The sequence below is a fragment of the Lysinibacillus sp. FSL M8-0134 genome (assembly GCF_038069745.1).
Taxonomy (GTDB): domain Bacteria; phylum Bacillota; class Bacilli; order Bacillales_A; family Planococcaceae; genus Lysinibacillus; species Lysinibacillus irui.
This window is the reverse complement of record NZ_JBBPAJ010000001.1, coordinates 3,842,773-3,859,068: the sequence shown is the minus strand read 5'-3', so window position 1 is coordinate 3,859,068 and position 16,296 is coordinate 3,842,773. Positions and strand designations below refer to the sequence as shown.

At 36.9% G+C, this 16,296-nt stretch carries 15 protein-coding genes and 1 pseudogene; all 16 read left to right on the top strand.

The features are described from left to right. Nucleotides 1-14 precede the first annotated feature (14 nt). The 16 genes and pseudogenes from MKY49_RS19680 to MKY49_RS19615 all read left to right on the top strand — a co-directional run bounded on the left by MKY49_RS19680 (nucleotide 15) and on the right by MKY49_RS19615 (nucleotide 16,275). Entirely contained in the window at nucleotides 15-746 is a 732-nt protein-coding gene (locus MKY49_RS19680) for a DNA-methyltransferase (RefSeq protein WP_078110023.1), read from the top strand. Then, the gene (locus tag MKY49_RS19675) at nucleotides 736-1,824 is read left to right on the top strand and encodes a DNA cytosine methyltransferase (protein ID WP_066226112.1); all 1,089 of its coding nucleotides are present in this window, start codon (nucleotides 736-738) and stop codon (nucleotides 1,822-1,824) included. Before MKY49_RS19680 ends, MKY49_RS19675 begins: the two co-directional genes overlap by 11 nt. Then, on the top strand, nucleotides 1,811-4,030 hold the full coding sequence (locus MKY49_RS19670; RefSeq protein WP_341386898.1) for a hypothetical protein: 2,220 nt from the start codon (nucleotides 1,811-1,813) through the stop codon (nucleotides 4,028-4,030). Before MKY49_RS19675 ends, MKY49_RS19670 begins: the two co-directional genes overlap by 14 nt. Then, nucleotides 4,027-5,487: an LlaJI family restriction endonuclease gene (locus MKY49_RS19665; RefSeq protein WP_341386896.1), complete on the top strand. Its 1,461-nt coding sequence runs from the start codon at nucleotides 4,027-4,029 to the stop codon at nucleotides 5,485-5,487. Before MKY49_RS19670 ends, MKY49_RS19665 begins: the two co-directional genes overlap by 4 nt. Nucleotides 5,488-5,504: 17 nt before the next feature. Continuing rightward, nucleotides 5,505-7,385 carry a helix-turn-helix transcriptional regulator gene (locus tag MKY49_RS19660; RefSeq protein ID WP_341386894.1) on the top strand — a complete coding sequence of 627 codons (1,881 nt, stop codon included), beginning with the start codon at nucleotides 5,505-5,507 and terminating at the stop codon, nucleotides 7,383-7,385. 134 nt (nucleotides 7,386-7,519) lie between these two features. Continuing rightward, on the top strand, nucleotides 7,520-8,038 hold the full coding sequence (locus MKY49_RS19655) for a hypothetical protein (RefSeq protein WP_341386893.1): 519 nt from the start codon (nucleotides 7,520-7,522) through the stop codon (nucleotides 8,036-8,038). Nucleotides 8,039-8,055: 17 nt separating this feature from the next. After that, nucleotides 8,056-8,757 carry an N-acetylmuramoyl-L-alanine amidase gene (locus MKY49_RS19650; RefSeq protein ID WP_063442141.1) on the top strand — a complete coding sequence of 234 codons (702 nt, stop codon included), beginning with the start codon at nucleotides 8,056-8,058 and terminating at the stop codon, nucleotides 8,755-8,757. A gap of 179 nt (nucleotides 8,758-8,936) precedes the next feature. Then, on the top strand, nucleotides 8,937-9,176 hold the full coding sequence (locus tag MKY49_RS19645; RefSeq protein WP_082831365.1) for an SHOCT domain-containing protein: 240 nt from the start codon (nucleotides 8,937-8,939) through the stop codon (nucleotides 9,174-9,176). 61 nt (nucleotides 9,177-9,237) lie between these two features. Then, nucleotides 9,238-10,803: a recombinase family protein gene (locus MKY49_RS19640; protein ID WP_341386892.1), complete on the top strand. Its 1,566-nt coding sequence runs from the start codon at nucleotides 9,238-9,240 to the stop codon at nucleotides 10,801-10,803. Then, entirely contained in the window at nucleotides 10,804-11,199 is a 396-nt protein-coding gene (locus tag MKY49_RS19635) for a recombinase family protein (protein WP_341386891.1), read from the top strand. It abuts the gene before it with no gap. Between the two features lie 20 nt (nucleotides 11,200-11,219). Beyond that, nucleotides 11,220-11,888 carry a recombinase family protein gene (locus MKY49_RS23070; protein WP_445928411.1) on the top strand — a complete coding sequence of 223 codons (669 nt, stop codon included), beginning with the start codon at nucleotides 11,220-11,222 and terminating at the stop codon, nucleotides 11,886-11,888. 65 nt (nucleotides 11,889-11,953) lie between these two features. Then, a pseudogene (locus MKY49_RS23065) lies at nucleotides 11,954-12,325 on the top strand (recombinase family protein); the annotation flags it as partial. 30 nt (nucleotides 12,326-12,355) lie between these two features. Further along, the gene (locus MKY49_RS23060) at nucleotides 12,356-12,790 is read left to right on the top strand and encodes a hypothetical protein (RefSeq protein ID WP_445928410.1); all 435 of its coding nucleotides are present in this window, start codon (nucleotides 12,356-12,358) and stop codon (nucleotides 12,788-12,790) included. A 147-nt stretch (nucleotides 12,791-12,937) separates the two neighbouring features. Beyond that, nucleotides 12,938-14,110 (top strand): hypothetical protein, encoded by a 1,173-nt coding sequence (locus tag MKY49_RS19625; RefSeq protein ID WP_341386890.1) that lies wholly within the window; start codon nucleotides 12,938-12,940, stop codon nucleotides 14,108-14,110. Between the two features lie 114 nt (nucleotides 14,111-14,224). After that, nucleotides 14,225-15,385 carry an SEC-C domain-containing protein gene (locus tag MKY49_RS19620; protein ID WP_341386889.1) on the top strand — a complete coding sequence of 387 codons (1,161 nt, stop codon included), beginning with the start codon at nucleotides 14,225-14,227 and terminating at the stop codon, nucleotides 15,383-15,385. A gap of 38 nt (nucleotides 15,386-15,423) precedes the next feature. Continuing rightward, nucleotides 15,424-16,275: an HNH endonuclease signature motif containing protein gene (locus MKY49_RS19615; RefSeq protein WP_341386888.1), complete on the top strand. Its 852-nt coding sequence runs from the start codon at nucleotides 15,424-15,426 to the stop codon at nucleotides 16,273-16,275. Nucleotides 16,276-16,296 lie beyond the last annotated feature (21 nt).

Genomic DNA, 16,296 nt, shown 5'->3' with positions numbered 1-16,296 from the left:
GAAGGAAGAGCTTTATGGCAGAAATACGTTTATACAACGGTGATTGTATCGAAACGATGAAGCAACTAGACGATGCATCTGTTGATTTGATAATAACCGATCCCCCATATAATTTAGGGAATTTTATGAAAAATAGAGATACTAATCTTGTGAAAATGAGAGAAAACTTTTTTGGAGCAGCTGGTTGGGATGACCTTGACTTTGATGATTGGCAAAAGTCAATGGACAACTTTTTTATGGAGTCTGCTAGGGTATTAAAAAAAGGTGGTTCTATGATTGTCTTCATGGCAATTATTAAAGTTGAAACGTTGATTAGGCTTGCAGAAAAAAGTGGATTTTATTATAAGACTACAGGTATTTGGCATAAGTTAAATCCAATGCCACGAAATATGAACCTCCATTTTGTCAATTCAACTGAAGCATGGCTATACTTCACATATAAAACACGTACAGGTACATTTAATAATGAAGGGCGTTTAATACATGATTTTATAGAAACCTCAATTACACCGAATGGGGAGAAAAAATATGGCAAGCACCCTACTCAAAAGCCAGAACAATTAATGGAACATTTTGTGGAAATTTTATCTATTGAGGGTGATACTGTCTTGGACCCATTTATGGGAAGCGGAACAACTGGAGTAGCTGCGAAAAGACATAATAGAAACTTTATTGGAATTGAGTTAGATAAAGATTATTTTAATGCTGCATCTAAGCGTATCGAGGAGGTGCCAAATGAAGCCTAAAGTAATCGATTTATTTGCAGGTGTTGGAGGAATGTCTTTGGGATTTGAACAAATGGGATTTGATGTAGTATTTGCAAATGAGTATGATGTCTCAATAGCAGATGCCTATAAAATAAACCATCCTAATACCGATATGTTAGTGGCCGATATAACAACTGTAGATTTTGAAGAAACATTTTCAAGGTATTTTGGGGAAATAGACGTCATTATCGGAGGGCCACCATGTCAAGGATTTTCGCAGAAGGGTCAGAGGAAAACAATTCATGATGAACGTAATTTCCTTTTTAAATCTTTTGTGAGAGTTGTTGAGAAAGTACGACCAAAGTACTTTGTGATGGAAAATGTCCCCAATTTACTTACTGCTGAACGCGGGTATTTTAAGAAGGAACTAGAGAAACTCTTTAATGACATGGGTTACGAATTAAACATGGGAGTGTTGAATGCGTCAGATTATGGAGTGCCACAAAATAGAAGACGTGCGATAATTATTGGTAAGCAAGGAGATGTTGCTCCTTCACTCCCAACACCACAAGAAGGTAAAGTAACAATATGGGATGCAATAAGTGATTTAGCTTACTTGAATTCTGGCGAGGGATCTGAAAAGCAAGAATATAGAAACCCGCCACAAAGTTCTTACCAAGAAACTTTGAGAAAAGAATCAACTATTTTATATAATCACGTTGCAACTAATCATTCTGCTTTAGCTTTAGAAAGGTTGTCATTGATTCCACCAAATAGTGGCAAGGAGGTTCTTCCAGAAGAGCACTTAACAAAATCTATTTATAGTGGTACTTGGACCCGTATGAGAAAAAATGAAGTATCTGTTACCATTACGACACGGTTTGATACACCATCATCAGGAAAGTTTACACATCCTTTTTTGAATCGTGCAATTACTGTTCGTGAAGCGGCTCGCATACAGTCTTTCCCAGACTCCTTTCACTTTGTTGGTACTAAAGGATCTCAAATGAAACAGGTAGGAAATGCTGTTCCGCCTTTATTAGCTAAAGCCATTGCTCAGGTTATTATGAAAGATATAGAAGTCTATAAGGAGGATACTGCATATGCAAAGGCCTGAAAACATGGAAATTTATGAAGATATAGATTTAAAGCTTGGCATTAAGTCATCTTTGCCCAACGTTAAAGCCACACTTGCCCTTTTTATTTTGATTTGGAAGAGTGAAGGACGTCCGGCAGAAGTAAAGTATTCAGTTCAAGATGGTGATTCAATTCGTATTTCGGATGAACTCATGAATAAGCTTATTGCATACTCTTCACCAGTGTATAGTGTTCATGGCGTTTCGGATGATCAATTTCGTCAAACGGTGAATAACAATCAACTACTAAAATCACAAATGGAAGCTCTTATTGTAGCGTTTGAACTGTATTGGAAATTGGGCGAAATTGTTTTTCAGGATAATACTAAGCCTGTTAGTTCTGAGAGAACAGGTGGTGTGAGATATCCAAAAGAGATACATTTTACTTTGAATATGGATATTATTGATGTAGCTATGGCTGTGGCAGAGGAGAAATATAAGGAAGTTTTGCTTAATTGGTTGGGATTGAATGTTGCCACAAGTGAACGAGAAGATAAATTGCTTAAGTCCGTATTAACGGCTTTGTCAGAAACAGCCGTATTTAAACTTGATGATAGTGGTCAAGATGTAATTTTTAATCAAGATAGCATCTATCGTAAACTTTTAGCTACCACCGAACCAGTAGACATTAATGGTGATAAAGAAGCCAAGGGTTCATTACGAGTTCTGAAAACCTCGCTAAATGATGGAACTAATCCATATTTGAACTATTCGCGTGGAACAGTTACTTCTACAAATGATCCGGATCTAAACCTTGCTGATTATCAAAAACGTGTTTCTACATTCTTGTCTCTAAGTACTACAAAAATCGTAGGAATTGATGAGTATGAAGAAGTAGAGAGTGGGGCAGATGCTGCACATGAATCCAATGATGACTATCTTACCGATTCTTCTAATGCTGAATTAATAAAATATAAAACAGGATATCAAACTGATTTCCACCATAATAGAATTATCTTTGGTGCTCCAGGAACAGGTAAAAGTTATACTTTAAATCGAGATAAGGAGACCTTGCTTAAAAATGGTGGCGAGTACGAGCGTGTGACTTTCCATCCCGACTATTCGTATGCTAACTTTGTGGGAACTTACAAGCCTACGATGGTGGATTCAGTAAAAAATCTGATTGGAAGCAAAGATGAGAGGGATGTTTTAACTGTTCTGTTGGATGATAAAACGGCTCAAGAAAAATATGATTTGCTATATGAAAAATTTAAAGATGGCGATTTAACTCGCTTACCACTTTTACTAGGATTATATAGTGATGACAAGTTTAAAACTAAGAAAAAAGATGGCTCTGATGCTAGTGGTGATAATAGCGTTGAACGAAATCATGGTCGTGCGATTAGGCCATATGTAAATCTGATTTCAAATAAACAACCTGCTAGTGAAATTGCATATGAATACGTTCCTGGCCCATTTATGAGGACGTATGTTAAAGCACTTAAAAATGCTCAGTCAGATAGTCCTAAGCCATTTTTATTAATTGTTGAAGAAATCAACAGAGCGAATGTTGCAGCTGTATTTGGTGATATATTTCAGTTATTAGACCGTGATGAGGACAATGTTAGTGAATATGCTATTCAAACATCTGAGGATATTAAAAAATATCTTGCTAAAGAATTAGGAGGTAATCCACAAGAGTATTCTGAAATCAAAATCCCAGATAATATGTTTATATGGGCAACTATGAATAGTGCTGACCAAGGAGTATTCCCTATGGATACTGCATTCAAACGTAGATGGGACTTCACTTATTTAGGTATTGATGATAGCGAAGAAAAAATTGTAGGTAAAACTGTTGAACTAGGTAAAGGTGCAAACAAGAGAATAGTTGAGTGGAATGAATTGCGTAAAGCGATAAATACTGAACTTCTTTCATATAAAGTGAATGAGGATAAGTTGCTTGGCCCATATTTTCTGTCAAAGAAAATTGTTCCTGAAACGGAGCCTATTGACCCGACAAAGTTTATCGCCACATTTAAGAGCAAAGTTATCATGTATTTATTTGATGACGCAGCAAAGCAAAAACGCCAGACTCTTTTTGATGGTTGTAATGATAAGACGACATACTCTTCTATTTGCAAAGAGTTTGAGGAAAAGGGTGTATTTATCTTTGCCAAAAATATCAGCAATAAATTCCCTGCTACTGCACCTACAAATAACCTTACAGGGGACGGTGCAGAATGATATCGAAGTTTGTCCGAGAACAGAAAAGATACAATCAATCTGAATTACAGGACATCTTTCAATGCTCGGAAGAAAAAACGGTAGATATTATTAAGCGTTTGAAAGAGTTTGGTGTTCTAAAGGCTGTTAAAGCAACGGATTCTCAAAAAAATATGTCAGACCTTTTGGAAGAGGATATTGAAGTTGCAGATGTAGAGATTGGTGAGAACGAATACCTTTATGTGTTTACTTTCGTTGGTGTAATAACCGTTTGGGGTTGTGTATTAAAATGCTGTCCTAAATATATCTTAACTAATAATGATCCCTTAACTGAGTTAAAAACAATAATAAAAGTTCTTGAAAAGTATAATGCCAAAGAGCAAATCATTCGTATGTATAATGATAACAGTGAAAGTAGTGCTTTCAACTTGCTTGCTGTTATGATTTTCTTGCTACATGACTACTACGAAAATGGTGCATATACGAATACAAAAGATATAATTGAAACTAATGGTTCGGGTGAAATACTGTGGGACAAGACGATAAATGAGACCTTTACTTATCTCAGTAATAATCGACCATATTACATAGAACTGTTTACACAAAAACGTATAAATGATGATTTTGATTACTTTAAAAGGCTCCATGAATCTATTATAAGTATTTGCTCTAGGGAACTAAAAGATGCAGATTTGTTGGATTTGTTTGATATACTTCCGGTTGAAGTGTCTGATGAAGAACTTGATGACTTTGGAGAAAAAGACTATATACTTTACCGCATACAAAATGAATTGAATTTGCAGTTTAATACAAGAAAGCAGTTATTACTAAAGACGTTATACGCCTATGTTGCACATAGTAGCACACTTGCAGAAATTGATTGTTTCACTATGTTTGGTACAAACAGTTTTAATTTAGTATGGGAAAAGGTGTGTGCGGAAGTACTGGACAATCAATTACAGACTCCACTAGGTTCACTGCCTATTTCGTTATCAGACGGATATAATCCTTATGACCTGCTCATTTCATTAATAGAAAAGCCAAAGTGGAATGGTTATAAGCAAGATGGTTCTGAATTTCAAAAGGCCGCTAGGGAAACCCTCGTCCCAGACCTTGTGTCAATCCATAAGATGAATAACTCACATCAGTTCATTATATTTGATGCTAAGTATTATAATATTCAACTTGAGCATGGAAAAGAACTACGGGGACAACCTGGAATTGGTGATATTACAAAGCAGTACCTATATCAGTTGGCATATAAAAATTTTGTTAATGATCATGGAATTCACGATGTTAAAAATTGCTTTTTGATGCCAACCGAACAACATAGCATTATTAATAAGGGATACGTCAATATAGAAATGTTAGATGCTCTCGGGTTACAGAATATACAAATAAGACAGTTGCCCGCAGAATTGATATACTCGCACTATTTAGCAAATGAAAAAATGGATATAGGCTTACTTCATTTATAAAGGGGATATGGGGGAGTATGGCAGGTAATCGTTCATTTAAAGAATATGTGGCAGAAAGATTCTATAATAAAATGTTTGCTGCCATACAGGATTTCACCGAAGAAAACTACGATGGCTTAGACTTACGGCTATACAGAGTTCAAAACATCGGCGGCATTGAGTTATCAGATATAGAAGTAAAGTTCGTATCTGTTAATGACTTACCGGACATGAAAATAGAATTTGATGTTGCTGTTGAAGCTGAATTCGAAGTCCGTGAATCAAATCATCGTTATGATGAATCAGAAAATTGTCGGCAATGGTTTATGCTGGAATGCTCAGGAGATTTAGATTGCAATTTGGATGACTTTACAATCTCCAATATAACTGAGTATACTAGCAAAAATAAGCAGCCGAAACCTATGTCAGACTCCCTTGTCCCTATCATCCATAAGGAACAACTAGAATCTGTTGCCACAGACTTCCTTAGAAGACATTATCCTGAAGCATTAAAAAACCCAATGGCAGTTGAGCCACAGGTGTTGGCAGAAAAAATGGACCTTACAGTAGAAATGAGAGAGATTACAAAGGATTTCTCTGTTTTTGGGCAGATATACTTTCACGACTGTGATGCGGATTTTTATGATGAAGATAGCGATGAAATGGTACAGACCCGTGTGAGTGGCCGCACAATAATCGTGGACCCTAAAGCTTACTTTCTTCGTAATCTGGGATCAGTCAATAACACTATTGTGCATGAGTGTGTTCATTGGGATCAACATAGAAAAGCATTTGAATTGGAGCGGTTATATAATAGTAGTGCCACACGAATCAAGTGTCAGGTAGTCGGGGGTATAAAAGACAATACAAGAGATGCAACTGACTGGATGGAATGGCAGGCGAATGCCCTCGCTCCAAAGATACAAATGCCACTTGCCATGTTTAAAACCCAAGCGTTCAAATTTATTAAGCAATTCAGTTCAGAACTGGGAACATCTGAACTTATAGATGTAATGGAGCCAGTTATTGACGCCTTAGCAACGTTCTTCAGCGTATCTCGGGCAGCAGCTAAAATCCGAATGATTGATGCTGGATATGAGGAAGCAATCGGAACTTTTACTTATATAGATGGTCGCTACGTCAAGCCGCATAGATTTAAGAAGGGTGCGCTTGAAAGAAATCAGACCTTTTCTATAGGTGCAGAGGATGCTGCTATCCAAAGCATAACCAATCCAGAAATGGCCGCTCTAGTTAGAGACGGAAGTTATATATATGTAGATTCTCACTTTGTGCTAAACCATCCAAAATATTTAACACAGGATATATTCGGACAAACGGTACTTACAGACTACGCACGAACCCATATGGAAGAGTGCTGCTTGGTTTTCGAGTTATCAGTCAAATCCGGGTGTAGGGAAAGATACTATACTGAATGTTTCCTCAACCGTGATAAGACATCAAATATAGATTTTGATATAAAGTATTGTAATGGTTTTGAGTATGCGGCTCCAGAAAAGAAGGCTCAATTACTAGCCGAAACGATAGCTGAAGAAATGCGAATCTATAATGAATTGCCAAATAGCTATACCAGCTCTCTCAAAATAGTACGTGAGTGGAAAAAAGTAACTTATAAAGAATTAGCAGAGAAAATATTGGTCAACGAGCGTACCATAAGACGTATCGTTAATGGTGAGGAACCGGGATCTATTAATTCCATTGTATTGATTTGCCTTGGACTTCATCTACCGCCAAATATTAGCAGTCATATAATTCGCAACTCACCATTTTCATTGAACTTCAATAACAATAGTCATATTTGGTATAACTTTGCATTGACTCACCTATATGCAAAATCGATGGATGAGATTAGAGCATTTTTACAAATACATGGGGCAGAGCCATTCTTGCCGAAGCCATAAGGGGTATTCAAGATGTAGCGAACATTGCATATGGGTCAGGAACATCACCAAACCCAGCAAGCACAGCCTATTGGACGAGTCGAGTTTTCTCCATTGGTGATGCTACTATTCCTTCTGGTGAGAGTCTATTCATATTGGAAAGAGCGGAAAATGCTACGACACCATTGCCCCTTACCTCTACCGCAACATCTACTATCAACGCATTTACTAGGGCAAGCTATTTGAGATATGTTTTGAGCGGTAATGCTACAGGCGGGGGCGGTATTAACAGCGTTCGAGGACCTTTGTACACATTATTGCCAATTGGTAGCGTGGTTATAGGCGGGCAGGGTGGATTGCTTTATCCAACAGCTTATGATTGTCATTTAGTTACCCTTTGCCGCCAATCGGATACAAGTGAAAAAGAACTAGACTTATATATATCAAATGATGAAGTGAACTTTACCAGAATCTCACGTAGCACACCTATAGGTGCTGATAGTTCAAACGCTGGGTTGCATATTCATATTCAAATGCGTCAAAGCCGGGTGCCTTCTGGTTATGGATTGTATATCAGTATGGGAAGTGATGGAACATCGGCGAATGCTTTTTGTGATTTGAAGTTTACCTATCATCTATACCCTGTGGCTCTTGCATCTGACACAAATTCTTGATTAGTGAGGTGACCGTAATGAATCTGCATAAGTTAATACTTACAAATAATGCCTGTTTCAAAGCAGGAAAAACAATATTGCCGAAGGGCATCATGGTTCACTCAACTGGAGCTAACAACCCGTGGCTCAAACGATATGTTGGCCCTGACGATGGCTTGCTAGGAAAGAACCAATATAACAACCATTGGAATCAAGACAAACCTGGAGGCCGTCAAGTATGTGTCCATGCCTTTATTGGTAAATTAGCAGATGGTTCCATTGCAACCTATCAAACATTGCCTTGGAATCACCGAGGTTGGCATGCTGGAGGAACTGCAAACAATTCTCATATTGGATTTGAAATTTGCGAGGACGGTTTGACCGATGCCTCGTATTTTTCTGCTGTTTACAAGGAAGCCTTGGAGCTTTGTGTATATCTTTGCAAACTCTATGGGTTTAGTGAAAAAGATATCATCTGTCACAGCGAAGGTTATAAACGAGGCATTGCCAGTAACCATGGCGATGTGATGCACTGGTTCCCTAAACATGGGAAGAGCATGGACACCTTTCGAGCGGATGTGAAGAAACTATTAAGTGCTGAAAATAAACCAGTAGACTCTGTGAAAAAGAAATATTACCGTGTGCAGATCGGTGCTTATTCTGACAGTGCAAATGCTGAGGCACAGCTTGCTAAAGCTAAAAAGGCAGGCTTTACGGATGCATTTATTAAGTATGATTAACAAATGGGGCGAGTTAAAAATCATCGAGATTCCTAAATAAAATATTTAACTGTTAAATTATCTAGCCTGTAGGGGTTCTTCCCTTGCAGGCTCTTTTTTTATGCTCTGATTCAAATTAAATTTTACAAATCCTCAACTTCGACCTGTTCCCACGGCTATTAGGTAGGAGGTGATTCTTAGTGAATCAGCACGAGGATAAAAAAGTTACTAAGATCTCGGATGAGGTTGTAGACAAAAGCACCACCGTACTTAAGAGAGTATCACAGGAACAGTTACAACGTGAGTTTGATTATATCCAAGCAGAAAAATTGCTGAGAAAGATGCTCGAAAAAGGCTTAATAACTGAAGTGGAATTCAACAAAATAGACGCATTAAACCGCCAAACATTCTACCCCTTTTTAGCTGAGATAATGTCCTGAAACCCTTGATATATAAGGGTTTCAGAGGTAATATGTGACCTACCAAGAAGGAGGTGAGAGGATGAAAAAGATAACGAAAATAGAAGGGAATCTAGCCAACTCTTTTATTAAGCCAAAAACACGAGTAGTTGCCTACTGCCGAGTTTCAACAGATAGTAATGAACAGCTAGTCAGCTTGCAAGCGCAAAAGGCTCATTATGAGACTTATATAAAGGCGAATCCAGAATGGGAATATGCAGGCTTATATTATGACGAGGGAATCAGTGGCACGAAAAAGGAAAACCGCTCTGACCTGCTTAGAATGTTATCAGACTGTGAAACTGGAAGGATTGACTTAATTATTACAAAGTCCATCAGCCGATTTGCGAGAAATACTACAGACTGCTTGGAGATGGTTCGAAAACTGATAGGCCTTGGGGTTCATATCTATTTTGAGAAGGAAAATATCAATACGGGTTCAATGGAAAGCGAGTTGATGCTCTCCATTTTAAGTGGGCTTGCAGAAAGCGAGTCAATTTCCATTTCAGAAAATACGAAGTGGGCCATTCAAAGACGATTTCAAAACGGAACCTTTAAAATTTCCTACCCGCCATATGGTTATCAAAATATTGACGGTCAAATGATAGTAAACCCCAAGCAGGCTGAAGTTGTGAAGTATATTTTTGCAGAGGTATTATCGGGCAAAGGCACACAGAAAGTTGCAAATGATCTTAATCAAAAGGGTATCCCATCAAAAAGAGGTGGTCGTTGGACAGCTACTACGATTAGAGGGATTCTGACCAATGAAAAATATACTGGTGATGTTATTTTACAAAAGACTTATACTGACAGCCATTTTAATAGGCACACCAATTATGGTGAGAAAGATATGTATCTAGTAGAAAACCATCATGAGGCAATTATCAGCCATGAAGATTTTGAAGCTGTAGATGCCGTTCTCAATCAGAGAGCAAAGGAAAAAGGCATCGAAAAGCGCAACAGCAAATATCTAAACCGATATGCTTTCTCTAGCAAAATTATCTGCTCGGAGTGTGGCGGTACTTTTAAAAGACGGGTTCATTCATCTGGTCCAAGAAAATACATTGCTTGGTGCTGCAGTAAGCATATAAGCAATATAACGGAATGTTCTATGCAGTTCATTCGAGATGAAGATATAAAGACTGCATTTGTTACGATGATGAATAAACTCATTTACGGTCAGAAGTTCATATTAAGACCACTTTTGAATGGGTTACGTAACCAGAATAATGTAGCGAGTTTTCGTAGAATTGAAGAGTTGGAAACTAAGATTGAAAACAACATGGAGCAGAGTCAGATGCTGACGGGTTTAATGGCCAAAGGATATCTGGAACCTGCTCTGTTTAATAAAGAAAAGAATTCACTGGTGGCGGAAAGAGAAAATCTTCTTGCTGAAAAAGAGCAACTTATTTATTCAGTCAACGGCAATTTTGCAAAGATAGAGGAAGTTAACCATCTACTTAGGTTTGCAACTAAGTCCAAAATGCTCACAGCCTATGAGGATGAGTTGTTTGAAAATTACGTAGAGAAGATTATTGTATTTTCACGAGAGGAAGTTGGATTTGAATTAAAATGTGGAATCACATTGAAGGAAAGGTTGGTGAATTAGATGGGTCACACACCGTATGGATATAGAATTGAAGATGGAAAGGCTGTTGTAGATGATATAGCAGCAGAAAAAGTAAGAGAATTATTTTCAGGGTACTTGGCAGGACTTTCTTTGAAGGGCGCTGCTAAAGAAGCTGGACTAGACTGCTATCATGCCACTGCAGGAAAGATGTTGCAGAACAAGCACTACCTTGGAGATGAATTCTACCCTCCAATTATTGATGAGGAGTCCTTCGAAAAAGCTAAAGTAGAAAAACGAAAACGAGCAGAAAAGCTCGGAAGGATATGGGAACCTAAAGGTGCACCGAAAACGAATTATCCTGTAACGTTCAAAGCAAACCTCTGTTACAAAAATATGACGACCCATATAAGCAGGCGGAATATGCCTACAGTTTGATAGAAAGTGAGGTGTAACTATTGGCGGTTAGTAAGAATGTAACAGTGATTCCGGCAATTAAAAGGGTTGGAAGTAATAGTAGAAATGAAAGCAAACCTAAAACAAGAGTGGCAGCTTACTGCCGTGTTTCAACGGATAGCGATGAGCAGGCTTCAAGTTATGAAATTCAGATTGAGCATTATACAAATTATATTAAAAAGAATAAGGAGTGGGAATTGGCAGGGATTTTTGCGGATGACGGTATCACAGGTACAAATACCAAGAAGCGTGATGAATTCAACCGCATGATTGAAGAGTGTATGGCAGGAAATATTGACATGATCATCACAAAGTCCATCAGCCGATTTGCCAGAAACACGTTGGACTGCCTTAAATACATCCGTCAGTTAAAGGATAAAAACATCGCTGTATTCTTTGAGAAAGAGAATATCAACACCATGGATTCTAAGGGTGAAGTATTGCTGACTATCATGGCATCCCTTGCCCAACAAGAAAGCCAATCCTTAAGCCAGAACGTTAAGCTAGGTATTCAGTATCGATATCAGCAAGGTGAAGTACAGGTCAACCACAAGCGTTTTCTCGGATATACTAAAGATGAAAACAAGCAACTGGTGATTGACCCAGAGGGTGCAGAGGTTGTTAAAGAATTTACAGAGAGTACCTTGAGGGTGCTAGCCTTTTACAGATAGCAAGAGGACTGGAAGCAGACGATATTCTAACAGCCGCAGGCAAAGCCAAATAGAGACCAGAAACACTGAAAAAGATACTGCAGAATGAAAAATACATTGGTGATGCCCTTCTGCAAAAAACATATACGGTTGATTTCCTTTCTAAAAAGCGAGTCAAGAATAACGGCATCGTTCCCCAGTATTATGTGGAAAATAGTCATGAGCCTATTATTCCACGTGAGCTTTTTATGCAGGTCCAAGAAGAGATGGTTCGAAGAGCGAATCTTCGCGGTGGCAAGGGAGGTAAAAAGCGAGTCTATAGTAGTAAGTATGCTTTATCGAGTATTGTGTATTGCGGACAGTGCGGTGATATTTACCGACGGGTACATTGGAATAATCGAGGATACAAGTCAATTGTTTGGCGGTGCGTCAGCCGATTGGAGGAAAAAGGGTCTGAATGCACTGCCCCTACCATAAACGAGGAAACATTGCAGACATCAGTGGTCAAGGCTATTAACGAACTTTTGTCTAACAAAGAACCCTTCATCCAAGCGCTACAGAAAAACATAGCTACTGTATTTAATGGAGAAAAAGATAATGCCACTGATGACATTGATAGCAAATTGGAAGAATTACAACAACAGCTTCTTGTCCAAGCAAGGTCCAAGAATGACTATGAAGATGTGGCTGATGAAATTTACCGCCTTCGAGAATTAAAGCAAAATGCACTAGTTGAAAATGCAGAGCGAGAAGGAAAAAGGCAACGAATCGCTGAGATGACTGACTTCTTGAATGAACAGTCCTGCGAGCTGGAGGAATATGATGAGCAGTTAGTAAGACGGCTTATTGAGAAAGTTACAATTTACAACAGTGATTTAACTATTGAATTTAAATCAGGAATTGAGAGGCAAATAGAAATGTGAAATATAAATCTACCCAAGCCCGTGTTAATGCATACATGGGCTTATTTGAGTATCAAATTGACCGAAAACTCTTGCAGATATAAAATAAAGCAAAGGATAAAGAGAGGGAAAGTCATGCTATCAATCTCGAGAAAAGATTTATATGAAATGCTATGGACTATTGGTACCACTAAAACAGCTAAAGAGTTAAATGTACCCTATAATAAATTGAAAAATACATGTACTAGCAATGATATTCCATTACCTACAGCATCTTATTGGAGCAGTTTACATATGGGGAATGAGAAGCCAGTCCAACCACCACTACCAAATCCAAATGATAACCGAATAGTTGTCATTGAAACAGCTAAAAAACAAATTGCAAAGGTACCTAAAAAAATAACAGTTGCAGTAAATAAAGAAAAGTCCAGTAGCCCTCCTACAGAAAAGAGAGTCGCTTCACCTACAAAGAAGATTGAAAAGGAAAAACCGTCCTATTTTCCTGACCTAGAATCTGACCAAGAAAAATTAACTAAAATATACAACTCATTAAAGGTTAATAAGATTTTATCCAATAAACCCCATAAAGAAATAGTGGGATACCGTAGAAAAACGCAATCATATAGAGAGGATAAATTAAAAATTAATTCTGCTTCGGGTGAAATCATTCCAGAAGTTTTACCTTTCATTGATAGCTTATTTAAAGCGCTTGAAATGGCTGGAGCAAAAATCGTTAGTAAATATGATGAAACACAAGTATTGTATAAAAAGTATACATTCAGTTTGAAATTTAGACTTCCTTGTAAAAAAGTCACATTATCCCCAGAGGATAAAGACTATTCACGTTACAACACATTTAAATATGAAACAATAGGAAAAATAAATGTTGAAGTAGGTTATAAGTTGTATTGGCGTAAATGGGGCAAGCATGAAAAATTAATAAAACAAACGCAAACTATGACAACTGAAGATTTATTAAGAAAGGTGTTCTTATACATATTTTCGCTTCCGCCAATTATGGATGAAGAAGAAAAGGCGCATATCCTAGAGGAAGAAAAAAGATTGATAGAAGAACGGGAGAGGGAATTACTTAGAGAACGGAGAGAAAAAGAGCGTAAAAAAACTGAGGATTTGTTGATTAACTCGATAACCTATTTTTACTCGAAACTAATAAAGGAATACATTTCTGCCGAGCTGGATGAAACAACAGATGAATATGAATGGGCTATGGATAAGGCTAATTGGATTCAGGATTCTAGTAAACATCCGGATGATTTGTTAACAGAAAAAGACAAAGAAGAATTATTTAACATAAAAACGACGAATAAATACTTTTTATGAAAAAAGATTAAAAGTTAACTATTCAAAGATTTTTGAGTGGTAGTGAAGAACAGTTACTTCTATAAATGTGGAAGAGGTGAATGATTTTCATGATTTTAGGGGAGGAGTGAAGTTTTGTTCTTATCAAAATTTAAACTAAAAGATAGTGAACCTTGCCCGTGCGGGAGCAATAAAAGCTTTCAAGAATGCTGTAAGGGAAAAGAGCTACGGACAATAAAACCTTCTAAAAAACCAGCAGAAGTTCAGATAATGGAAAAAATGAGATCTTCGATGAAGAAGTGTTGTATGCACCCGGATAAAGAAAAATGCAAAGGACCAATCAAAGGAGCCCATGCATTACAGAATAACAAAATCATTTCTTTATTAGCAGGTTCGGAACGTCATGTATATATGTTAAACACAAAAAAGCAACCTCTCCTTATCCCTTTGGATAATGGTGAAGTAGTCACTATAGTGAAATTGAATAGAGAAAGCGCTAAAGATGCAACTACAGAAACTTGCTTCTGTGATTATCATGATAATGTAGCATTTGCAATTATTGAAAAAGGTGCACCGGATTTTGATGAAACAAGTGAAGCAATGAAATTTGTGTATGCATATAAAGCTTTTATTTTCGAATATTATAAGCAGAGAATGGCACTTGATATATTTCAAAATAACTTTAAAGAAAATCCAATGGTTTTTCAATCTCCAGAAATGATAGGTATGTACAGAATGTTGCAACTTAAGATGCAGGAATTTGAACCTGTAAAACAACATTTTGATTCACAAATCCTTGGATATACATTTGAAGGAGTTTCAACTTGTGCAATTAGGATTCCAGAACAAATAAAGTTTGCGGGCTATGCGTATATTGCTCCTGACTATGATATAAATGGTAAAAAAATTAAACATACAATAAAAGGAATTATGCATAGAATCGCAATTACTATTTTTCCAGAGACGACGCAATCATGGTTACTATTAAGTTGTCTTGAATCGGAGAAGCATATTTATGAAAAATTATTTTATCAGCTTGAAACAGCTTCTGTAGATAAACTTAAATTTTATATAAACATGGTTTTACCATTATATTCTGAGAATATGGTGCTTAGTCCTTTATTATGGAAAGCCTGGGATGAAGAAACACAGATGGCTTATACATATTATGCAAACATCCATGGTCCAGAATCAATGGTAATGGGCATTGGTGTTGGATTTGGATTAAAAAATGCTGCAAGAGACAAATCTGGTAAAGGATATGAACAAGCACCGAAAATTAATTTGTTTTTGTGAGGTTTAGTTTTCTTTCAAAGAAATAGATGGAGGTATTTATGGGATATAAGCGTTATGTTAAAGAAAATGTTCGAAGATTACTTTATGCTAAATCTGGAAATGTATGCGCCATGTATGGCTGCAATAATCCTCTTGTTTATACGAATGCAGCGAGTGTGAATGAGATATGTCATATTGAAGCGGTAAATGAGGATGGGGCGAGATATAATCCGCATCTGACAGAAGAGTACGTCAACTCTTATGAAAATCTAATATTACTCTGTCCAACCTGCCATAAAAAAATTGATAATAAACAGAATGAAAGCCTTTATACCGTACATTTTCTTAAGCAAATGAAACAATTTCACGAGCAACAAGTGCAGGAAATCTTGATGAAGAAAGCTGTAATAGAGCCTCCGATATACTTGAAAGGTTACGATGTTAAGAATATTGTAGATTCATTTAATGATCTATATGAAAAAAAGGTGGACAAAAAATATGTGTATAAAGTATTAAATAATATTCTTTCAATGAAAATCGCTATTAGATCTGTTGTATATGGAATAGCTATATTATGTAGAGAGGATGAAACAGAACAGGTCGATGTGCATCGATTAAATGAAATGATTAATTTAGATTTGTACACATACGCGGAAATACTAATGTTATTAGAACAACAAAAAGTAATTAATGAAATAAATTACACAGACCCTTTGGACGGATATGAAACAGCAGATGGTGATTGGCGTTTGGTCCAAAATGATTATTTGTTTAAGACAACCCAAGGTACATGGTATCTAAAGAAAAGAGGAAGACTTTTTACAGTTATATGCGATATGTTTGATAATAGACAAGACTTTTATGATTTTATAGTTAATCGAAATCTTAAAATGCTTGGAAACTTAGAATAGCAATAGATATATTTCCGCAAA

What these genes read in the sequence shown, in the direction of transcription:
- MKY49_RS19665 (WP_341386896.1), top strand. Translation starts at nt 4,027, where the DNA reads ATGATATCGAAGTTTGTCCGAGAACAGAAAAGATACAATCAATCTGAA.
- MKY49_RS19640 (WP_341386892.1), top strand. Translation starts at nt 9,238, where the DNA reads ATGAAAAAGATAACGAAAATAGAAGGGAATCTAGCCAACTCTTTTATT.
- MKY49_RS19670 (WP_341386898.1), top strand. Translation starts at nt 1,811, where the DNA reads ATGCAAAGGCCTGAAAACATGGAAATTTATGAAGATATAGATTTAAAG.
- MKY49_RS19615 (WP_341386888.1), top strand. Translation starts at nt 15,424, where the DNA reads ATGGGATATAAGCGTTATGTTAAAGAAAATGTTCGAAGATTACTTTAT.
- MKY49_RS19675 (WP_066226112.1), top strand. Translation starts at nt 736, where the DNA reads ATGAAGCCTAAAGTAATCGATTTATTTGCAGGTGTTGGAGGAATGTCT.
- MKY49_RS19625 (WP_341386890.1), top strand. Translation starts at nt 12,938, where the DNA reads ATGCTATGGACTATTGGTACCACTAAAACAGCTAAAGAGTTAAATGTA.
- MKY49_RS19660 (WP_341386894.1), top strand. Translation starts at nt 5,505, where the DNA reads ATGGCAGGTAATCGTTCATTTAAAGAATATGTGGCAGAAAGATTCTAT.
- MKY49_RS19680 (WP_078110023.1), top strand. Translation starts at nt 15, where the DNA reads ATGGCAGAAATACGTTTATACAACGGTGATTGTATCGAAACGATGAAG.
- MKY49_RS19650 (WP_063442141.1), top strand. Translation starts at nt 8,056, where the DNA reads ATGAATCTGCATAAGTTAATACTTACAAATAATGCCTGTTTCAAAGCA.
- MKY49_RS19635 (WP_341386891.1), top strand. Translation starts at nt 10,804, where the DNA reads ATGGGTCACACACCGTATGGATATAGAATTGAAGATGGAAAGGCTGTT.